Here is a 16,149-nt window from a genome sequence, read left to right as displayed (position 1 = left end):
GCGCCGCGCTGTCGCCGTCTGTTTCGTGCTCGCAATTTTCGGATAGGGTGGGAGACTGGACGAACGACCCGAGCCGTAACTCGTTGCGGCTGCTTCCTTCCGGACCTGACCGGGTTGGCGAGGGACTCGTCCGACGCCAGCCTCCCGCGGCTGTTATGGAGATTCGCGCGGGCGGATGCAAGGGGAAACGGTTCGCGGGTGGGGGGCGTTACGCAGTCCGCAGCGGACTATTGACGATTATTTTTCGGACTATAAATTATGGTCTGGAATATAATTGGTTCTTAATGAGGCCGCCCGTGCCCTCTGCCCCTACCTCCTCAGCTGCGCAGAAGTTCCTGTTCCACCGGCCGAAGCTGGCGGCGTCCCTGGCCGACATCGTGACGGGGGACGCGCCGATCGGGGCGGAGCCGACGCTGTGTCTGGCAGCACCGCGGCGCACCGGGAAGAGCACCTTCCTGCGCCACGACCTGGGGCCGGAGTTGGAGAATCGCGGCATCCTGTCGGTCTATGTCGATCTGTGGGCGGACATGGCGGCCGATCCCGCGCATCTGATCGCGGAGGCGCTGAAGGCCGAACTTCGCCGGGCCGACAGCATCCCGGTGAAGGCGGCGCGGGCGGTCGGCCTTGCCAAGCTGGGGGTCGGCGGCGTGTCGGTCGACATCGACCGGATCGGACAGGCGCAGGGGACGACGCTGGCCGACGCGCTGGAAGCCCTGCTGGAGCGGACGCACAAGCGCATCGCCCTGCTGGTGGATGAGGCGCAGCATGCGCTGACGACGGAGGCCGGGCTGAACGCCATGTTCGCGCTGAAGGCGGCGCGCGACCGGCTGAACACCAGGGACGATGCCCGCGACGGTCCGAACCTGATGATCGTGCTGACGGGATCGCACCGCGACAAGCTGAGCCGGCTGGTGCTGAACCGCGACCAGCCCTTTTTCGGGACGAGCGTGCGCAGCTTTCCACTGCTCGACCGCGCCTATACCGACGCCTACTCGGCCTGGATCAACGACCGGCTGGCCGAGGGCAACCGGTTCGATGCCGACGATGTCTTCGCGGCCTTCGACGCGGTGGGGCGGCAACCGGAAACCCTGATGCGAATCTTGTCGGACGCGGCGCTGCTGGTCGGCGATGCCGGCGAATTGAAACGGGCGCTGGCGAACGGGGCGACCGAGATTCGCCAGCGGGTGTGGGACGATTATGAGTCCGCTTGGTCCGGGCTGTCGCCGTTGCAGCAGGCGGTGGTCGAACGGCTGGCGGTGGAGGGGCCGCAATCCGCACCCTTTTCCGCACCGGCGTTGCAGGCCTACGCCGATGTGGTTGGCGAAGCGGTGGAGCCGCCGGCCGTGCAGGCAGCCATCGAGGCCTTGCGGCAGAAGAACATCCTGTGGCGGTCGGCGCGCGGACAATATGCGCTGGACGATCAGGGAATGGCGGAGTGGATTAGGAAATTAAGCTTTTGACCAGTTCCTTTTCAGAGCTGAATACCTCTGTATTCACTGACCAAATTGCTTCAATTATGTCTTGCGCTTAATTTATTGCGGATTCTATGGCTGTCATCCTTTCTAATTTCGTCGAGGATGTTGTTATGGCATCATTGAGCTTTTTTGACAAACTACGAAAAAGATATTCAGATAAATTTGACAATCATAAAGAAAAAAGCAAAGAAGCAAAAAGGGGCCTAGTTAACATAAATGTGCCAGATGATTTCGTTGCTCAAGTAATGGTTAGATACATTATTTATGTATTTGTTAACTATGCTATATTCTATTTCTTTATTATGAAGGCTGTCGAAAGATGGCCAGAGGTTGCATTGGAAAAATCTGTTGTTATGTTCTTCGTATCAAGCGCAGTTTTGTTTAACGTTGAGGTTGTGTGCCTCTCGTTTCTTGGTTGGATACGTTCGTTCGACGCCAAGTTAATTGAGTACATGACTATTCTTATTAGTGTTTATGCATTGTATGGTATATCGGGTGTGGAATATAGTATTTTGAAAGACAGTGAGGCACAGGTAATTGAATACATAAATAAAACAAGCAAAGAGTTTACGTCGGGATCGAAAGAATATGTTGTAAGTAACTGTAACTTAAAATGGGGCCAGGGAGATGGCTTTGCGCAGAGAAGGGTGGCCAGGCAGGAAAGGTATTGTGAATTTATTGACGAATATAGTAGTGCAGATATTTCGGCGCTAAGTTATTCCGACATTTCTGAGATCATAAAGAAAGAATTTGATCTCTCTCGAGATGTATATGTCCGGTTCCACGAATTTGAAAGACAATTGACCGATATCAGAAAAGGCAAGATAGGAATTGAAAAAGCAAGAAGTGAAAAGGCGAACACGGGAAGACATTCTCAGCAGTTAGTAGCGTTCTGGCTTCTGGCTCTTGCGTTGGCCCTTAGAACTGCGAAAACAACAATTGAGATTTTCAAGCTCGATGATTTCAGTAAAAAGCAAAGAAGCGAAAGATCGTGATATTTTAAAAATCTACAACCTCTAACAAGAGTATTCCGATAAAATTCAGAAAAGGCCTCGAGATATGAAAATTTCCCGAGGCCTTTTCGTTCGCGATCCCGTGGAACCGCTTACTTCTTCAGTGCCGCCACACCCGGCAGTTCCTTGCCTTCCAGCCATTCCAGGAAGGCGCCGCCGGCGGCGGACACGTAGGTGAACTTGTCCTCGGCACCGGCATGGGCCAGCGCCGCGACGGTGTCGCCGCCGCCGGCGACCGACAGCAGGCCGCCCGATTCGGTGCGGGCCGCGACCAGACCGGCCACCGCGTTGGTGCCGGCGTCGAAGGGCTGGATTTCGAAGGCGCCGAGCGGGCCGTTCCAGACGATGGTCTTGGCGCCCTGCAGCTTCACGCCCAGGAACTCGACGGTGGCCGGGCCGATGTCGAGAGCCATCTCGTCAGCGCCGATGGCGTCGAAGGCGACGACGCGGTTGGCGGCGCCGGCCTTGAACTCCTTGGCGACGACGAAGTCCTTCGGCAGCAGGATCTCGCAGTTGGCTTCCTTGGCAGTCGCCATGATGGCGCGGGCCTGGTCGGCCATGTCCTTCTCGCACAGCGAAGCGCCGACGTCGGTGCCCTGGGCGAACAGGAAGGTGTTGGCCATGCCGCCGCCCAGCACCAGCAGGTCCACCTTGCGGACCATGTTGCCGAGCAACTCCAGCTTGGTGGAGATCTTCGCACCGCCGACGACGGCGGCGACCGGACGCTCCGGCTTCTCCAGCGCGAGCGTCAGGGCCTTCAGCTCGGCTTCCATCAGGCGGCCGGCGGCGCTGGGCAGCAGGCGGGCGACACCCTCGGTCGAGGCATGGGCGCGGTGCGCGGCGGAGAAGGCGTCGTTGACGTAGAGGTCGCCCAGCTCGGCCATCTGCTTGGCGAAAGCCGGGTCGTTCTTTTCCTCTTCGGCGTGGAAGCGGGTGTTCTCCAGCAGCACGATGGCGCCGTCATGCACCTTGGCGATGGCCTCCTTGGCCTTGTCGCCGACGCAATCCTCGGCGAAGGCGACCTTCTGGCCGACGGCGGCGCTGAGCGCGTCCAGCACGTTGCGCAGGGAGTTCTTGGCGTCCGGGCCGTTCTTCGGGCGACCGAAATGCGACAGGACCACGACCTTGGCGCCCTTGGAGGACAGCTCCTTCAGGGTGGGGGCGAGGCGGTCGATGCGGGTGGTGTCGGACACCTTGCCGTCCTGCATCGGAACGTTCAGGTCGGCGCGGACCAGCACCGTCTTGCCGCTCACCTCGAGGTCGTCGATCGTGTTGAAATCGGTCATCTTCACACTTCCCCAATTATGGCCCCTCCCCAACGGGGACAGGCCGTTTCAGTTTGCGGGAACCCAACCACAGGCCTGCACGCTTTGCAACGCCCCAGGGGTGGGGTGAAATGGGGCATAATGACCCTGCAACCGCATGCCCCAACCGCGTCCGCCACGCTTCGTTCCGGTTATCTCGAAACGGACCGGGATGCAGGGGCGGGGAGTACCGCAACCGCAGGCTCCTGCAACATTTCCGTAACTTGACCCTGTCCATAGGCTGTGCAAACACCCAACTGTAGGCCAATGGGCCGCAAAACGGGGGTTGAAGCGCAGGCGATGGCTGAGGCCGAGATCAACCGCGAGACGGAACTGAAGCTGGCGGCGAAGCCGGAAGACTTCGACGGGCTGCGCGCCGCTTCCGCCATCGCAGACCGGACGTCCGGGCCGGCGGTGACGCGGACCCTGGAAAGCACCTATTACGACACCGAGGACCGCCGGCTCGCCGCGCGCAAGGTGACGCTGCGGGTGCGCAAGACCGGCGACGGCTATGTCCAGACGGTCAAGTCCGCGCCGGACGAGGACGGGCTGGGGCGCGGCGAGTGGGAATGCGCGGTGACCTCCGCCGCCCCCGACCTGACGCTGATCGCCGACGGCGCCGCTATCGAGCTGCTGGGGTCGCTCAGCGACAGGGAATTGCGGCCGGTCTTCACCTCCATCGTCGAACGGACCACGCAGGACGTGACGCTGGGCGACGGCGACGATGCGGCCCTGATCGAGGTCGCCTTCGACCGCGGCCGGATCGAACTGCCCGACGGCCGGTCGCGCGACCTGTGCGAGGTCGAACTCGAACTGAAAAGCGGCACGCCCGCCGCGCTCTACGATCTGGCGCAGGAGCTGACCAAGTCCGCCCCGCTGCGGCTGGAGATGCGGACCAAGGCGGAACGCGGCCATGCGCTGGCGAACGGCGCCGCGGACAAGGCGCTGAAGGCGGAAAAGCTGCTGCTCGACCCCGAGACGACGGTGGAGGGGGCGGTCGCCCGCATCGTCCGCGCCTGCCTCGCCCACATGGTGGCGAACGAGGCGGTGACGCTGGCCGGCGAGGATCCGGAGGGCGTGCACCAGATGCGCGTCGCGCTGCGCCGGCTGCGCTCGGCCACCGCGCTGTTCCGGCCCTTCATTCCGGCCGCGCAATATCTGTGGCTGGTCGGCGAGATCAAGTGGCTGGCCGGCAGCCTGGGGCCGGCGCGCGACTGGGACGTGTTCGGCGAGGAACTGCTGGCGCCGGTGCGCGACGCCTTCCACAAGGCCGACGGCCATGGCCGCTCGGCGGTGGAGGATCTCGACACGCTGGCGGCGGCGGCAGAGGCAAAGCGGCTGCGCGCCTATGAGGGCGTGCGCGAGGCGATCCGGTCCGAGCGTTACACCGCCTTCCTGCTGGGCGTCGGCAGCTGGGTGGAGAAGCGCGGCTGGCGCGACCAGCCGGTCAGCGAGGAATCGGTGCGGCTGTTCCAGCCGGTGATCGGGCTGGCCGACCATCTGCTGAACAAGCGCCACAAGAAGGCCAAACGGGCCGGCCACGGCTTCGCCCATCTGCCGGTGGCCCAGCGCCACCAGCTGCGCATCGCCTTGAAGAAGCTGCGCTATGCCGTGGAGTTCTTCCGCAGCCTGTATGACGACAAGCCGGTGCGCCGCTACATCCAGCAGCTCGCCGCCTTCCAGGATGCGCTGGGGCATCTGAACGACGTGGCGACGGCGACCCGGCTTCTGCACGAGCTGCACGACGACGGCAGCCGGTCTGCCCCCGGCGAGCCGCGCGCCGCCGGCATCGTCATCGGCTGGCACGCCCGCGGGGTGGCCGACACCGAGGCGGCGCTGGTGGCCCTGTGGCATGATTTCATCGACACCAAGCATTTCTGGTCGAAGCCGGACGCCGCAGTGTAGAGTCCACGGCCATGCTCACGATCCTCGTCGCCAACATCAAGGGCGGCTGCGGCAAGACGACCGTCGCCACCCACCTCGCCGCCGCGTCCGCCGCGGCGGGCCTGCCGACCGTGCTGGCCGACGTCGACCGTCAGCGCTCCTCGCTCGGCTGGCTGGAGCGCCGGCCGGAGAAGGCGCCGCTGCTGGTCGGGCTCGATTGGGCCAAGGACTTCACCGACACGCCGCGCGGCACCAAGCGGCTGGTGATCGACGCGCCCGCCGCGCTGAAGACCAGGCAGATCGAGGATCTGGTGAAGATGGCCGACATCGTCGTGCTGCCGGTGCTGCCCGGCGCCTTCGACGAGCAGGCGACCCAGCGCTTCCTCACCAAGCTGGACGAGCTGAAGCGGATCGCCAAGAAGAAGACCATTGTGGCGGTGGTCGGCAACCGCATGCGCGCCCGCACCAAGGCCGCCGACCGGCTGGACCGCTTCCTGGGCGGCATCGGCCATCAGGTGGTGACCCGGCTGCGCGACAGCCAGATCTATGCCGATGCGGCGGAAAGCGGTCTCAGCCTGTTCGACATGCCGGGCAAGCGCGCCGCCGAGCATCGCGGTGACTGGCAGCCGCTGCTGAGCTACATCGACGAGGTTTGAAGCGGGGCGGGTTGCTTTGCCCCCTCCCTCCCACGGCTCCGCCGCGGGTCCCTCCCTCCCCCGCCTTCGGCGGTAGAGGGGGGAGTTTGCGAGGCGACGGCAGTCCCCTCTCCCTCGAAGAGGGGGAGGGTTAGGGAGGGGGCCGCATGCGAACCCTCCCTACACCCGCACCACCATGAACAGCCATTGGGTCGGGATCAGCGCGCTGCCGCTGGAATGTTCGGGATAGGCGGTTTCCAGCCGGCGGCGGTAGGCGGCGAGGAAGCGGTCGAGTTCGGGGCCGGTCAGGCGGTCCATCACCGGGACCAGCTCCGACTGATGCAGCCATTGCAGCAGCGGCACGTCGCCGTCCAGCGCATGGAAATACTCGGTCTCCCACAGATCGATGGCGGCGCCCTGCGGGCTGAGCCAGTCATAGTAATCCTGCGGGCCATAGCTCCGGCCACCGATTGATTGGGCGGCGGGCCAGGCGCCGTGCAGCCGGTCGGACCAGGGGCCGTCGGCAGCCGTGTCCAGCAGCAGGCGGTGGGCGGTCTGGTCCTGCGGGCGGGGCAGGGCGACGGCGAGCACGCCGCCGGGGCCGAGCGCTTGCAGCAGGTCGGGGAACAGCCGCTCGTGCCCGGCGACATGCTGCAGCCCACCCGCGGAGATGACGAGATCCGCCGGCCAGTGCGGGCGCCAGACGGTCAGATCGGCCTGCTGGTAGCGCACGCGCGACGGCGTGTCGGCCGCCCAGCGCAGCATCGCCGGGGACTGGTCGACCGCCAGCACGTCGGCCAGCGGCCAGCGCGTCGCCAGCAGCCGGGACAGCTGACCGGCACCGCAGCCGAGATCGACGATGGTGTTCGGAGCCAGGGAGAAGGGAAGCGCCGCCGTCAGGTCCATGACAGGACGACGGCGCAGGACGTCAATCGTCGCGAAGGCGTTGGGGTCCCATGCCATGTTCAGAGCCATGTGGCACCCGCTTGTGTTGGGCGCCTGCCCCCCGGGTCTTTCACCCGGCCATCGCGTTAGCGGTCGCCTGTAGGCTTGGTCAGTGGGCGGAGCCCATGCGGTCGAAATAGCGGCCGATCGACGCGAAGATGAAGAGCACGCAGCCGAGGAAAACGATCAGACCGCCGGCCGCGAAGGCTTCGTCCGCCGCGCGCGAAGAGGCGAGCAGGCCGACGAATGCCATGATGCCGGCGAGGATGGGGTTGATCCAGAAGGAGAAGGCTTTCACGTCCCGGAGTCCTTTCAGAACAAGGCGTTGTCAGGGTGGAAGCGCCCGCCTCCCGCCCCGCCGGGCTGCCCGCGAACGCTTCGCTGTTGAAGGAATTCTGCGGGAGGGAGCCCGCGGAATCAATGCGACACAAACGACTTGTGCGCTGCAACAGCTACAGGATCGGTGTCCGCGTTGCATTGCGGTATGTCAAGGGCGAAGGCCGTTCCGGCGGCATCGCTCTCCACCAGCCTGAGATCCCCGCCATGGGCGCGCAGCACCTCGCGCGCGATGGCGAGGCCGAGGCCGATCCCGCCGGCCCGCGCCGATCCGGCGAAGGGCTGGAACAGGTTTTCCCGTGCGCGCGGGGCGAGGCCGGGACCGTTGTCGGCGATGGTCAGGGTGAGCGCGCCTGCGCGCCCGGCCTGGGCGGAGAGGCGCACCCGGTCGGCGCCGGCCTGCACCGCGTTGCGGCCGAGATTGACCAGGGCGCGGCCGAGCTGGGCGGCATCGACCTGGGCCAGGGTGCCGGCGGGGATGTCGTTGATCCATTCCGCTTCCACCCGGCCGCCGTCGGGACGGGCGGTGGCGAGCACCTCGGCCCCCGTCTCCTCGGCCAGCCGGTGCAGGTCGGTGGGCGCGGGGCTGAGCGGCAACACGCCGTCGCGGGTGAAGGACAGGGTCTGGCTGCACAGCTCCACCGCCCGGTCGAGCGAGGCGACCAGCCGCGGCGTCACCCGCCGCACTTCCGGATCGGCGCTCTCGGTCAGCCGCTCAGACAGGAGGGAGGCGGTGGAGAGGATGCCGCGCAGGTCGTGGTTGATCTTCGCCACCGCGGTGCCGAGCGTGGCGAGCCGTTCGCGCTGGCGCAACGCCGCGCGCACCGTGCCCTGCATGGCGGCAAGCTCGCGCTCCGCCACGCCGATCTCGTCGCTGCGGCTGCCGGGCACCAGCGGCGGGGCGCCGTCGGGATCGCGGCGGAAGGCGACGACCTCGGCGGTCAGCCGGCGCATCGGCCGCACCAGCAGGGCATGCAGCGTGACATAGACCAGGATCGCCGCGATCAGCGAGATGGCGACCGACACCGCCAGGATGCGGCGGGAGAAGTCGAGCATGGCGTCGATCAGCGGCCGTTCGTCCATCGTCACCTCGACGCGCTGGGCCGGGTCGTTGGGCGAGCGGTCGATCACCCGGATCACCCGGTCGCGCGGCCCGAGAGCGCCCCCCAGCGCGCCCTCCAGGGCTAGCCACAGGGCGTTGCCGGCATCGACGAACTGCATGCCCATGCCGGTGCCGCGCAGGTCGTACACCGCATCGACCCGCGGCGGCATCGGGCTGGACAGCATGTAGACGCGGGCGCCGGGCTGGATCAGGTCGATGACGTGGGTGCCGGTGTAGGCCAGCAGCTTCGCCTGCAACTCCTTCGTCACCATCAGGTCGGGCGCCGCCTCCACCGACAATGCCGCGATGTGGGCGGCGGCCAGCCGCTCCTCCAGGTAGCTCATGCGGAAACGGGCGATGGAGGGGGTGTAGATCAGCACCTCCGCCAGCAGCACGAACAGGATGGTGAGCAGCAGCAGCTTGGCAGACAGGCTGGTCGCGACGGTGGAACGGGACATGCGGGGGACCAGCGGGAATGGGAGGGGGGTGTTGCCGGAACGCCATCGTACGACGGTGACAAACGAGCGTCACCAGTTCGGAGGCCCCGATCCGCTGGCGTTACCGCTTTGGCATTGGTAAGACAGGCGCCATGAGCGACCTTGCCCGTCACATCGACACCCTGTCGCGCGCCAACGTGCTGTGCCTTGGCGACGTGATGCTCGACCGTTTCGTCTATGGTTCGGTGGACCGGGTGTCGCCGGAGGCGCCGATCCCCGTCCTGCGCGTGGACCGCGAAGTGCCCAAGCTGGGCGGCGCCGGCAACGTCGCCGCCAATCTGGTGGCGCTGGAGGCGGATTGCCGCTTCGTCTCGGTGGTGGGGCGCGACGGCATCGGCGCCGACCTCCTGGCCCTGCTGCGGCGCGAGGGCGTCAGCGACGGCGCCATCGTGATGGAGGAGGGGCGCCAGACCACGGTCAAGACCCGTTTCATCGCCGGCCAGCAGCAGCTTTTGCGCACCGACATCGAAACGGTGGTGCCGATCACCGTCGCCGACCGCGTGCTGGAGCGCGTGCGCGACCTGCTGCCCGAGGTGGGCGGCGTCATCCTGTCCGATTACGGCAAGGGCGTGCTGACCGACGAGCTGGTGGTGGCGGTGATCGCCGCCGCGCGGGAGGCCGGGCGCACCGTGGTGGTGGACCCGAAGGGGCGCGACTACCGCCGCTATCGCGGGGCCGACATCGTCACGCCCAACCGCAAGGAGCTGATGGAGGCCACCGGCCTGCCGGCCCGCACGGACGAGGAGGTGATCGCCGCCGCGCGTCACCTGATCGCCACCTGCGGCATCGGCGCCGTCGTCGCCACCCGCAGCGAACAGGGCATGTCGGTGGTGACGGCCGAGGAGGCGGTGCATCTGCCGGCCGAAGCGCGCGAGGTGTTCGACGTGTCGGGCGCCGGCGACACGGTGGTGGCGACGCTGACCGCCGCGCTGTCGGTGGGGATCGATCTGGTCGATTCGGCGCGGCTGGCCAATCTGGCGGCCGGCATCGTGGTGGGCAAGGTCGGCACCGCGGTGGTCCGTTCGGCCGAGCTGCTGTCCGGCCTGCACGAGCAGGAATGGCGCCACGGCGAGGAAAAGGTGCTGACCCGCGACGCCGCGGCGGAACGGGCGGAGCGCTGGCGGCTGCGCGGCAAGCGGGTGGGCTTCACCAACGGCTGTTTCGACCTGCTGCACCCCGGCCACATCTCGCTGCTGAAACAGGCCCGCGCGGCTTGCGACGTGCTGGTGGTCGGGCTGAACAGCGATGCGTCGGTGAAGCGGCTGAAGGGCGACAGCCGGCCGGTGCAGAACGAGACGGCGCGCGCCACGGTGCTGGCGTCGCTGGGCTGCGTCGATCTGGTGGTGATCTTCGGCGAGGACACGCCGGAAATGCTGATCCACGCCCTGCGTCCCGACGTGCTGGTCAAGGGGGCGGACTACACCATCGCCACGGTGGTGGGGGCGGATTTCGTCCAGAGCTATGGCGGGAAAGTGGTGCTGGCCGAACTGGTCCAGGGCCAGAGCACGACCAACACCATCAAACGCATGAAGAGCTGAGACAATCGGGCATGCATCGGCGGCGAGAGTCGATTGTCGCTTGTAAACCGCCGATGCCTGCCCCATCTATGGATGGTCGACGTTGCTCTGGGCTTTGTTATTCTGATCCGTCACGCGGATCTGGGTCTCTTCCCCGAAGTGAAATTGATGCGCCAGCGCAAACTCGCGCGGCGCAACGCCAGGAAGGGAACTGACCCATGGCTATCGGAACCGTCAAGTTTTTCAACTCCACCAAGGGCTTCGGCTTCATCCAGCCGGAAGACGGCACGGCCGACGTGTTCGTCCACATCTCCGCCGTCGAGCGCGCCGGGATCAGCAACCTCGGCGAAGGCCAGAAGCTGTCCTTCGACGCGATCCGCGATCCGCGCCGCGGCAAGGTTGCGGCCGAGAACCTCCGCGCTCTCTGAGCGCAGCAGGTTCGAAGAGAAAGGGCGGCTTCGGCCGCCTTTTTTTGTACCCGCCACCTCGGTTGACGATGCCCGGCCCGACCGGCCCCCCGATCTTCCCAAGGTTGATCCTCCCGAGGATGATCTTCCCGAGGGTACGGGGAAATTCACGAAATGGATGGAAATGAACGGCTTTAAGAATGCAGGGCTTTCGGAGCGTCTGAGCGCCGCCGCCGGCGCGAAGAAGGCACTGCTGGACAAGTTCAAGGCGCAGCCCGGTGTGAACGATCCGATCTTCGCGGAGCGCGAAGAGGCCCGGCGCGCCGTCCGCGTGGCCCGTGAGGCCCGTGAGGCCGAACGCAATGCGGCGCGCGAAGCCCGCAAGGCTGCCGAACAGGAAGCGTTGCAGGCGGAACAGGCCGAGCGGGCCGCCCGCGAGGCGCTGGCCGCCCAGGAGATCGCCGAACAGGCCAAGCGCCAGGTGGCGACGGCAGCCGAGGCGAAGGCCGCCCGCGATGCCCGCTATGCGGCGCGCAAGGCCAGGAGCCGCTGACCCGCATCGCGGGATGCCGGGACCGACGTGACGCGCCGCTCCGGCCGTCACACCAAAACAGCCATGGAGCCCGATGCGGTCGATCCGAACCGCATCGGGCTCCATGGCTGTCTTGTTGGTGGCTGTTCCGTCGTCGGCCTTGGAAAGGATGGATTTCCAAGGCCGAGCCGAATGCCGATTCACATCTTCTTCTGGACGTTGTCGGCGCCCCGTTCGATGGCGCGGCCACCGGCCTGCACGTCCTGGCCGGCGCCCTCGACCGTGTTGCAGGCGGCCAGCGTGGTGCCCAGCAGCGTGCCGAGGACGGCGAGCAGGGCGAACTTCTTGACGGTGGTCATGGTGGTCTCCGTTGCGGTGGCAGTGTGATGCCGACTGGAACGCAAGCGGGGCCGTAAAGGTTTCCGCACTCGAAGGGGGAGGGGGCTTGCGCAAAGGTGGTGCCCTTCGCTTCGGCAGAGACATTCCGAAATCCGATTCCGGCCGCAACCCTGCACCCAGAGACGAAGTGTCCCGTTGCCACGGGGCGTGAGCGCGGGCATAAATCGCCCCGCGGAATATCTCGCGGCCCTCCCCGCTGGATGGGACGGCTTTTGGCAACGAGCAAGAATGGCGAAAGGAAAGCCTCTCATGGCTGAAAGCACTTTTGACGTCGTTGTGATCGGCGGCGGTCCCGGCGGGTATGTCTGCGCGATCCGCGCGGCGCAGCTCGGCTTCAAGGTTGCCTGCGTGGAAAAGCGCGGGACACTGGGCGGCACCTGCCTGAACGTCGGCTGTATCCCGTCCAAGGCTCTGCTGGCGGCGTCGGAGAAGTTCGAGGAAGCGGCCCACGGCCTTGCCAAGTTCGGCATCAAGGTCGGCAGCGTCGACCTGGACCTGCCCGGCATGCTGGCCCACAAGGACAAGGTCGTTAAGGACAACGTCACCGGCATCGAGTTCCTGTTCAAGAAGAACAAGATCGCCTGGCTGAAGGGCGCCGGCAAGATCACCGCCCCGAACACCGTCGAGGTCGAGGGCGTCGGCACGATCACCGCGTCGAAGGCGATCGTCATCGCCACCGGTTCGGACGTGACCCCGCTGCCGGGCATCGCCATCGACGAGAAGCGCGTGGTGTCCTCCACCGGCGCCCTGACTCTGCCGGAGGTGCCGAAGCATCTGGTCGTCATCGGCGGCGGCGTCATCGGCCTGGAACTGGGCTCCGTCTGGGGCCGCCTGGGCGCCAAGGTGACGGTGGTCGAGTATCTCGACCGCGTGCTGCCGACCATGGACAACGAGCTGTCGAAGCAGGCCCAGCGCATCTTCGCCAAGCAGGGCATGGACTTCAAGCTGAGCACCAAGGTGACCGGCGCGTCGGTGACCGAGACCGGCGTGACCCTGACGGTCGAGCCCGCCGCCGGCGGCGAGGCGCAGACCATCGAGGCCGACACCGTGCTGGTCGCCATCGGCCGCCGCCCCTACACCGAAGGCCTCGGCCTGGAGACGGTGGGCGTCGAGCTGGAGCGCGGCCGCGTCAAGATCGACGGCCATTTCCAGACCAACGTGCCGGGCATCTACGCCATCGGCGACGTGGTGGAAGGCCCGATGCTGGCCCACAAGGCCGAGGAAGAGGGCGTCGCGCTGGCCGAGCAGCTGGCCGGCCAGAAGAGCCACGTCAACCACGACCTCGTCCCCGGCGTCGTCTACACCTGGCCGGAAGTCGCCGCCGTCGGCAAGACCGAGGAGCAGCTGAAGGCCGCGGGCGTCGCCTACAAGGCCGGCAAGTTCCCGTTCACCGCCAACGGCCGCGCCCGTGCCGGCGGCAACACCGACGGCTTCGTGAAGATCCTGTCGGATGCCTCCACCGATCAGGTGCTGGGCGTCCACATGATCGGCCCGAACGTGTCGGAGATGATCGGCGAGCTGGTGCTGGCCATGGAGTTCAGCGCGTCCGCCGAAGACGTCGCCCGCACCTGCCACGCCCACCCGACTCTGTCGGAAGCGGTCAAGGAAGCGGCCCTGGCGGTGGACGGCCGTCCGCTGCACATCTGATCGGAACCAACAGGTCCGAAACAGCAAAAGGGCTCCCCCGCCGCTTGGCGGGGGAGCCCTTTTCCATTGTGGTGACATGTCCGCCCGTCAGGCCGCGCGGATGGTCGACAGGAAGCCGTTCACCACGCTGCGCAGGCGGCCGGCGTCGCTGGCGAGCTGACCGGAGACCGACAGGACGGTCTCGGCGGAATGGCCGGCCTCGATGGCGGCGCTGCGGACGTCGGCGATGGTCTTGGTCACCTCCTGGGTGCCGCTGGCGGCCTGCTGGACGTTGCGGGCGATCTCGGCGGTGGCGGAGCCCTGTTCCTCCACCGCGGCGGCGATGGCGGTGGAGATCTCGTCGATCTGGGCGATGATGCCGCCGATGCCCTTGATGGCGCTTGCCGTCTCGTCGGTGACGCGCTGCATGCCGGTGACGTGGCCGGCGATCTCCTCCGTCGCGCGGGCGGTCTGGCTGGCGAGGCTCTTCACCTCCTGCGCCACCACGGCGAAGCCCTTGCCGGCCTCTCCGGCGCGGGCGGCCTCGATGGTGGCGTTGAGGGCGAGAAGGTTGGTCTGGCTGGCGATGTCCTGGATCAACTGCACCACCGTGCCGATCTTCTCCGCCGCCTCGGTCAGGCTGAGCACCTGCCCGTTGGCCTGCTGGGCGGCCTCCACCGCCTCGCGGGCGATCTGGGCGGAGCGGTTGACCCGCTCGCCGATCTCCTGGATCGAGGAAGACAGCTGCTCGGTGGCGCTGGCGACGGTCTGCACGTTGCTGCTGGCATCCAGCGAGGCATTGGCGACCACGCCGGCCTGCTGGCTGGTCTGGGTCGCTGTGGCGGTCATCGTCTGGGCGGTGCCGGTCATCGACTGGGCGGCACGGTCGACGCCGTCCACCACATTCATCACCTGGGCTTCCAGGTTGTCGGCGAGCTGCAGCATGGCCTTGCGACGCTCGGCGTCGGCCTTGGCCTGATCCTCCGCCCGCTGGTCGATCATCCGCTTCAGGTCGGCCAGCATCTTGCGCAGGGCGTCGGCGAGCGCGCCGACCTCGTCGGCCTGCCGGATGTCCAGCGTCTGGTCGAAGCGGCCGGCGGCGATGCCTTCGGCGAAGCTGACGCTGGCGCGGATCGGACGGGCGATGCCGCCGGCGACCACCCACATCACCGCGACCGCGCCAAGCGCGACCAGGGCGCCGACGGTGATCTGCCACAGGATGTTGGAGTTGGCCCGTTCACCCAGATTGGCGGCGAGAGCCATGCTGTCCGCCAGCACGATGTCCTTCGGCACCTGGACCAGCACGGCCCACGGCTTCTGGGTGTTGCCGAGCGTGATCGGGGCGAAGCTGCGCAGCATGTTGGTGGAGGCTTCGATGTCGACATGCGGCTTGCCCGCCTGGACACTCGTAAGATCGGCCTGCCACGAGGCATCGAAGGTGGAAATCGACTGGCCGATCAGGTCGGGCCGCGCGCTGTGGGCGACGATCAGCCCCATGTTGCTGATGATGACCACCTGGCTGCGGCCGTCGAACACCGCGGCGCTGACCTTGGTCGACAGCTGCTGCACGAAGTCGAGGTTGAAGTCGGCGCCGGCCACGCCGCGGAACTTGCCGCCGATGACCACAGGCACCGACAGGGTCGCCAGGAACACCTGCTTGCCCTGCACGACATAGGGCAGGGGGTCGAGCACGCTTTCGCGGCCATTCTCCTGCGGGCCGATGTACCAGCCGCCCTTCATCACGCCGTTGGGGTGACGGTCGCGGCTGTCATACTCGACCAGCGGCTGCATGGCGATGCGGCCGTTCTGGTCGCGGTTCCAGTAGGGGATGAAGCGGCCGGTGGCGTCCGTGCCGGTTTCGCGGCGGTTGCGGAACTCCTCGTCCCGGCCGTCGAGCGCGTCGGGCTCCCATGCCGAATAGGTGCCGTTGAACAGTGGGTTGTTTTTCAGAACCGACAGCAGGACGCCGTTGAAGGCCTCGCGCCGCTTGTCCGGCGGGACATGGCCGGGCAGCCCGTCGTCGGCGAGGCTGGCGAAGCTGCTGGCCATCGTTCGCGCGGCGTTCAGCGCGGTGTCGAATTCCGACCGCAGCAGGCCCGCCTGGGTGGCCGCGAGGTTCTGCAGGGATTCCGTCGTCTTGCTCTCGATGATCCGTTCGACGTTGTCGGTCACGAACTCGTTGCTGGAGCGCGTCGACAGGACGGCGAAGCCGACGAGCACCGCGACGGTGCCGGCCAGACACAAACCCGACAGCATCGCGATCTTCGATTGGATCGATTTTATTTGCATGATGTTCCCCCCGCGTGAATCGCTCGCTGGAGGGAACTGTGGAACTGGCCTGTTAACGAAAAGTGAAGTCTGGGTAAGGGTTGGGTGCTGGTCTTTGGTGCTAAAGTAGGATGCTCAGGCATTATTTCGGGAGAATTTGCGTCCATCTTGGCCGATCACTTGAAATCGCCTAAACGCACTTTTGTTAT

At 66.2% G+C, this 16,149-nt stretch carries 14 protein-coding genes and 1 other RNA gene; 8 read left to right on the top strand and 7 right to left on the bottom strand.

Annotated elements, in window-relative coordinates; translation table 11 throughout:
- Positions 1–47: 47 nt before the first annotated feature.
- Positions 48–145, bottom strand: an RNA gene (gene ffs, locus FZ029_RS04255) — signal recognition particle sRNA small type.
- A 151-nt stretch (positions 146–296) separates the two neighbouring features.
- Between ffs and FZ029_RS04250 the strand changes: the two genes are divergently transcribed.
- A complete protein-coding gene (locus FZ029_RS04250) occupies positions 297–1,460 on the top strand; it encodes an AAA family ATPase (protein ID WP_149268132.1) in 1,164 nt (387 codons plus the stop codon).
- A 125-nt stretch (positions 1,461–1,585) separates the two neighbouring features.
- Entirely contained in the window at positions 1,586–2,470 is an 885-nt protein-coding gene (locus tag FZ029_RS04245) for a hypothetical protein (RefSeq protein WP_211104093.1), read from the top strand.
- Between the two features lie 110 nt (positions 2,471–2,580).
- Here FZ029_RS04245 and FZ029_RS04240 read toward each other — a convergent pair whose 3' ends face one another.
- Entirely contained in the window at positions 2,581–3,774 is a 1,194-nt protein-coding gene (locus tag FZ029_RS04240) for a phosphoglycerate kinase (protein ID WP_149268130.1), read from the bottom strand.
- Between the two features lie 318 nt (positions 3,775–4,092).
- On the opposite strand from FZ029_RS04240, the gene FZ029_RS04235 reads away from it, so the two are divergent.
- Both FZ029_RS04235 and FZ029_RS04230 read left to right on the top strand, forming a co-directional pair.
- On the top strand, positions 4,093–5,697 hold the full coding sequence (locus FZ029_RS04235) for a CYTH and CHAD domain-containing protein (protein WP_149268129.1): 1,605 nt from the start codon (positions 4,093–4,095) through the stop codon (positions 5,695–5,697).
- A gap of 11 nt (positions 5,698–5,708) precedes the next feature.
- A complete protein-coding gene (locus tag FZ029_RS04230) occupies positions 5,709–6,332 on the top strand; it encodes a ParA family protein (RefSeq protein ID WP_149268128.1) in 624 nt (207 codons plus the stop codon).
- 159 nt (positions 6,333–6,491) lie between these two features.
- Here FZ029_RS04230 and FZ029_RS04225 read toward each other — a convergent pair whose 3' ends face one another.
- The 3 genes from FZ029_RS04225 to FZ029_RS04215 all read right to left on the bottom strand — a co-directional run bounded on the left by FZ029_RS04225 (position 6,492) and on the right by FZ029_RS04215 (position 9,152).
- Positions 6,492–7,286, bottom strand: a complete 795-nt coding sequence (locus FZ029_RS04225; RefSeq protein WP_247892142.1) for a methyltransferase domain-containing protein — start codon at positions 7,284–7,286, stop codon at positions 6,492–6,494.
- A 79-nt stretch (positions 7,287–7,365) separates the two neighbouring features.
- Complete coding sequence (locus FZ029_RS04220) at positions 7,366–7,554, bottom strand: hypothetical protein (protein ID WP_085090296.1); 189 nt, start codon at positions 7,552–7,554, stop codon at positions 7,366–7,368.
- 119 nt (positions 7,555–7,673) lie between these two features.
- The gene (locus FZ029_RS04215) at positions 7,674–9,152 is read right to left on the bottom strand and encodes a HAMP domain-containing sensor histidine kinase (RefSeq protein WP_149268127.1); all 1,479 of its coding nucleotides are present in this window, start codon (positions 9,150–9,152) and stop codon (positions 7,674–7,676) included.
- Positions 9,153–9,283: 131 nt separating this feature from the next.
- Between FZ029_RS04215 and rfaE1 the strand changes: the two genes are divergently transcribed.
- The 3 genes from rfaE1 to FZ029_RS04200 all read left to right on the top strand — a co-directional run bounded on the left by rfaE1 (position 9,284) and on the right by FZ029_RS04200 (position 11,668).
- Entirely contained in the window at positions 9,284–10,729 is a 1,446-nt protein-coding gene (rfaE1, locus tag FZ029_RS04210; protein ID WP_149268126.1) for a D-glycero-beta-D-manno-heptose-7-phosphate kinase, read from the top strand.
- Positions 10,730–10,926: 197 nt separating this feature from the next.
- Positions 10,927–11,136 (top strand): cold-shock protein, encoded by a 210-nt coding sequence (locus tag FZ029_RS04205; RefSeq protein ID WP_109052004.1) that lies wholly within the window; start codon positions 10,927–10,929, stop codon positions 11,134–11,136.
- Positions 11,137–11,299: 163 nt separating this feature from the next.
- The gene (locus FZ029_RS04200; RefSeq protein ID WP_149197891.1) at positions 11,300–11,668 is read left to right on the top strand and encodes a DUF6481 family protein; all 369 of its coding nucleotides are present in this window, start codon (positions 11,300–11,302) and stop codon (positions 11,666–11,668) included.
- 179 nt (positions 11,669–11,847) lie between these two features.
- On the opposite strand, the gene FZ029_RS04195 is transcribed toward FZ029_RS04200, so the two are convergent.
- Entirely contained in the window at positions 11,848–12,006 is a 159-nt protein-coding gene (locus FZ029_RS04195; protein ID WP_042443141.1) for an entericidin A/B family lipoprotein, read from the bottom strand.
- A gap of 289 nt (positions 12,007–12,295) precedes the next feature.
- Between FZ029_RS04195 and lpdA the strand changes: the two genes are divergently transcribed.
- Positions 12,296–13,693 carry a dihydrolipoyl dehydrogenase gene (gene lpdA, locus FZ029_RS04190; RefSeq protein ID WP_149268125.1) on the top strand — a complete coding sequence of 466 codons (1,398 nt, stop codon included), beginning with the start codon at positions 12,296–12,298 and terminating at the stop codon, positions 13,691–13,693.
- A gap of 87 nt (positions 13,694–13,780) precedes the next feature.
- On the opposite strand, the gene FZ029_RS04185 is transcribed toward lpdA, so the two are convergent.
- A complete protein-coding gene (locus FZ029_RS04185) occupies positions 13,781–15,961 on the bottom strand; it encodes a methyl-accepting chemotaxis protein (protein ID WP_149268124.1) in 2,181 nt (726 codons plus the stop codon).
- Between the last annotated feature and the right edge of the window lie 188 nt (positions 15,962–16,149).

Origin of the sequence: Azospirillum sp. Sh1, assembly GCF_008365135.1 — a bacterium.
In the GTDB taxonomy this organism is placed as follows: Bacteria; Pseudomonadota; Alphaproteobacteria; order Azospirillales; family Azospirillaceae; genus Azospirillum; species Azospirillum oryzae.
The sequence above is the reverse complement of the archived record's forward strand: the minus strand, read 5'-3'. Positions and strand labels throughout refer to the sequence as shown.

Excerpts from the sequence above, each read along its gene's own strand:
- FZ029_RS04185 (WP_149268124.1), bottom strand. The coding sequence starts at position 15,961 with ATGCAAATAAAATCGATCCAATCGAAGATCGCGATGCTGTCGGGTTTG.
- FZ029_RS04235 (WP_149268129.1), top strand. The coding sequence starts at position 4,093 with ATGGCTGAGGCCGAGATCAACCGCGAGACGGAACTGAAGCTGGCGGCG.
- FZ029_RS04225 (WP_247892142.1), bottom strand. The coding sequence starts at position 7,286 with ATGGCTCTGAACATGGCATGGGACCCCAACGCCTTCGCGACGATTGAC.
- FZ029_RS04240 (WP_149268130.1), bottom strand. The coding sequence starts at position 3,774 with ATGACCGATTTCAACACGATCGACGACCTCGAGGTGAGCGGCAAGACG.
- FZ029_RS04230 (WP_149268128.1), top strand. The coding sequence starts at position 5,709 with ATGCTCACGATCCTCGTCGCCAACATCAAGGGCGGCTGCGGCAAGACG.
- rfaE1 (WP_149268126.1), top strand. The coding sequence starts at position 9,284 with ATGAGCGACCTTGCCCGTCACATCGACACCCTGTCGCGCGCCAACGTG.
- FZ029_RS04215 (WP_149268127.1), bottom strand. The coding sequence starts at position 9,152 with ATGTCCCGTTCCACCGTCGCGACCAGCCTGTCTGCCAAGCTGCTGCTG.
- FZ029_RS04245 (WP_211104093.1), top strand. The coding sequence starts at position 1,586 with ATGGCATCATTGAGCTTTTTTGACAAACTACGAAAAAGATATTCAGAT.
- FZ029_RS04200 (WP_149197891.1), top strand. The coding sequence starts at position 11,300 with ATGAACGGCTTTAAGAATGCAGGGCTTTCGGAGCGTCTGAGCGCCGCC.
- FZ029_RS04195 (WP_042443141.1), bottom strand. The coding sequence starts at position 12,006 with ATGACCACCGTCAAGAAGTTCGCCCTGCTCGCCGTCCTCGGCACGCTG.
- lpdA (WP_149268125.1), top strand. The coding sequence starts at position 12,296 with ATGGCTGAAAGCACTTTTGACGTCGTTGTGATCGGCGGCGGTCCCGGC.
- FZ029_RS04205 (WP_109052004.1), top strand. The coding sequence starts at position 10,927 with ATGGCTATCGGAACCGTCAAGTTTTTCAACTCCACCAAGGGCTTCGGC.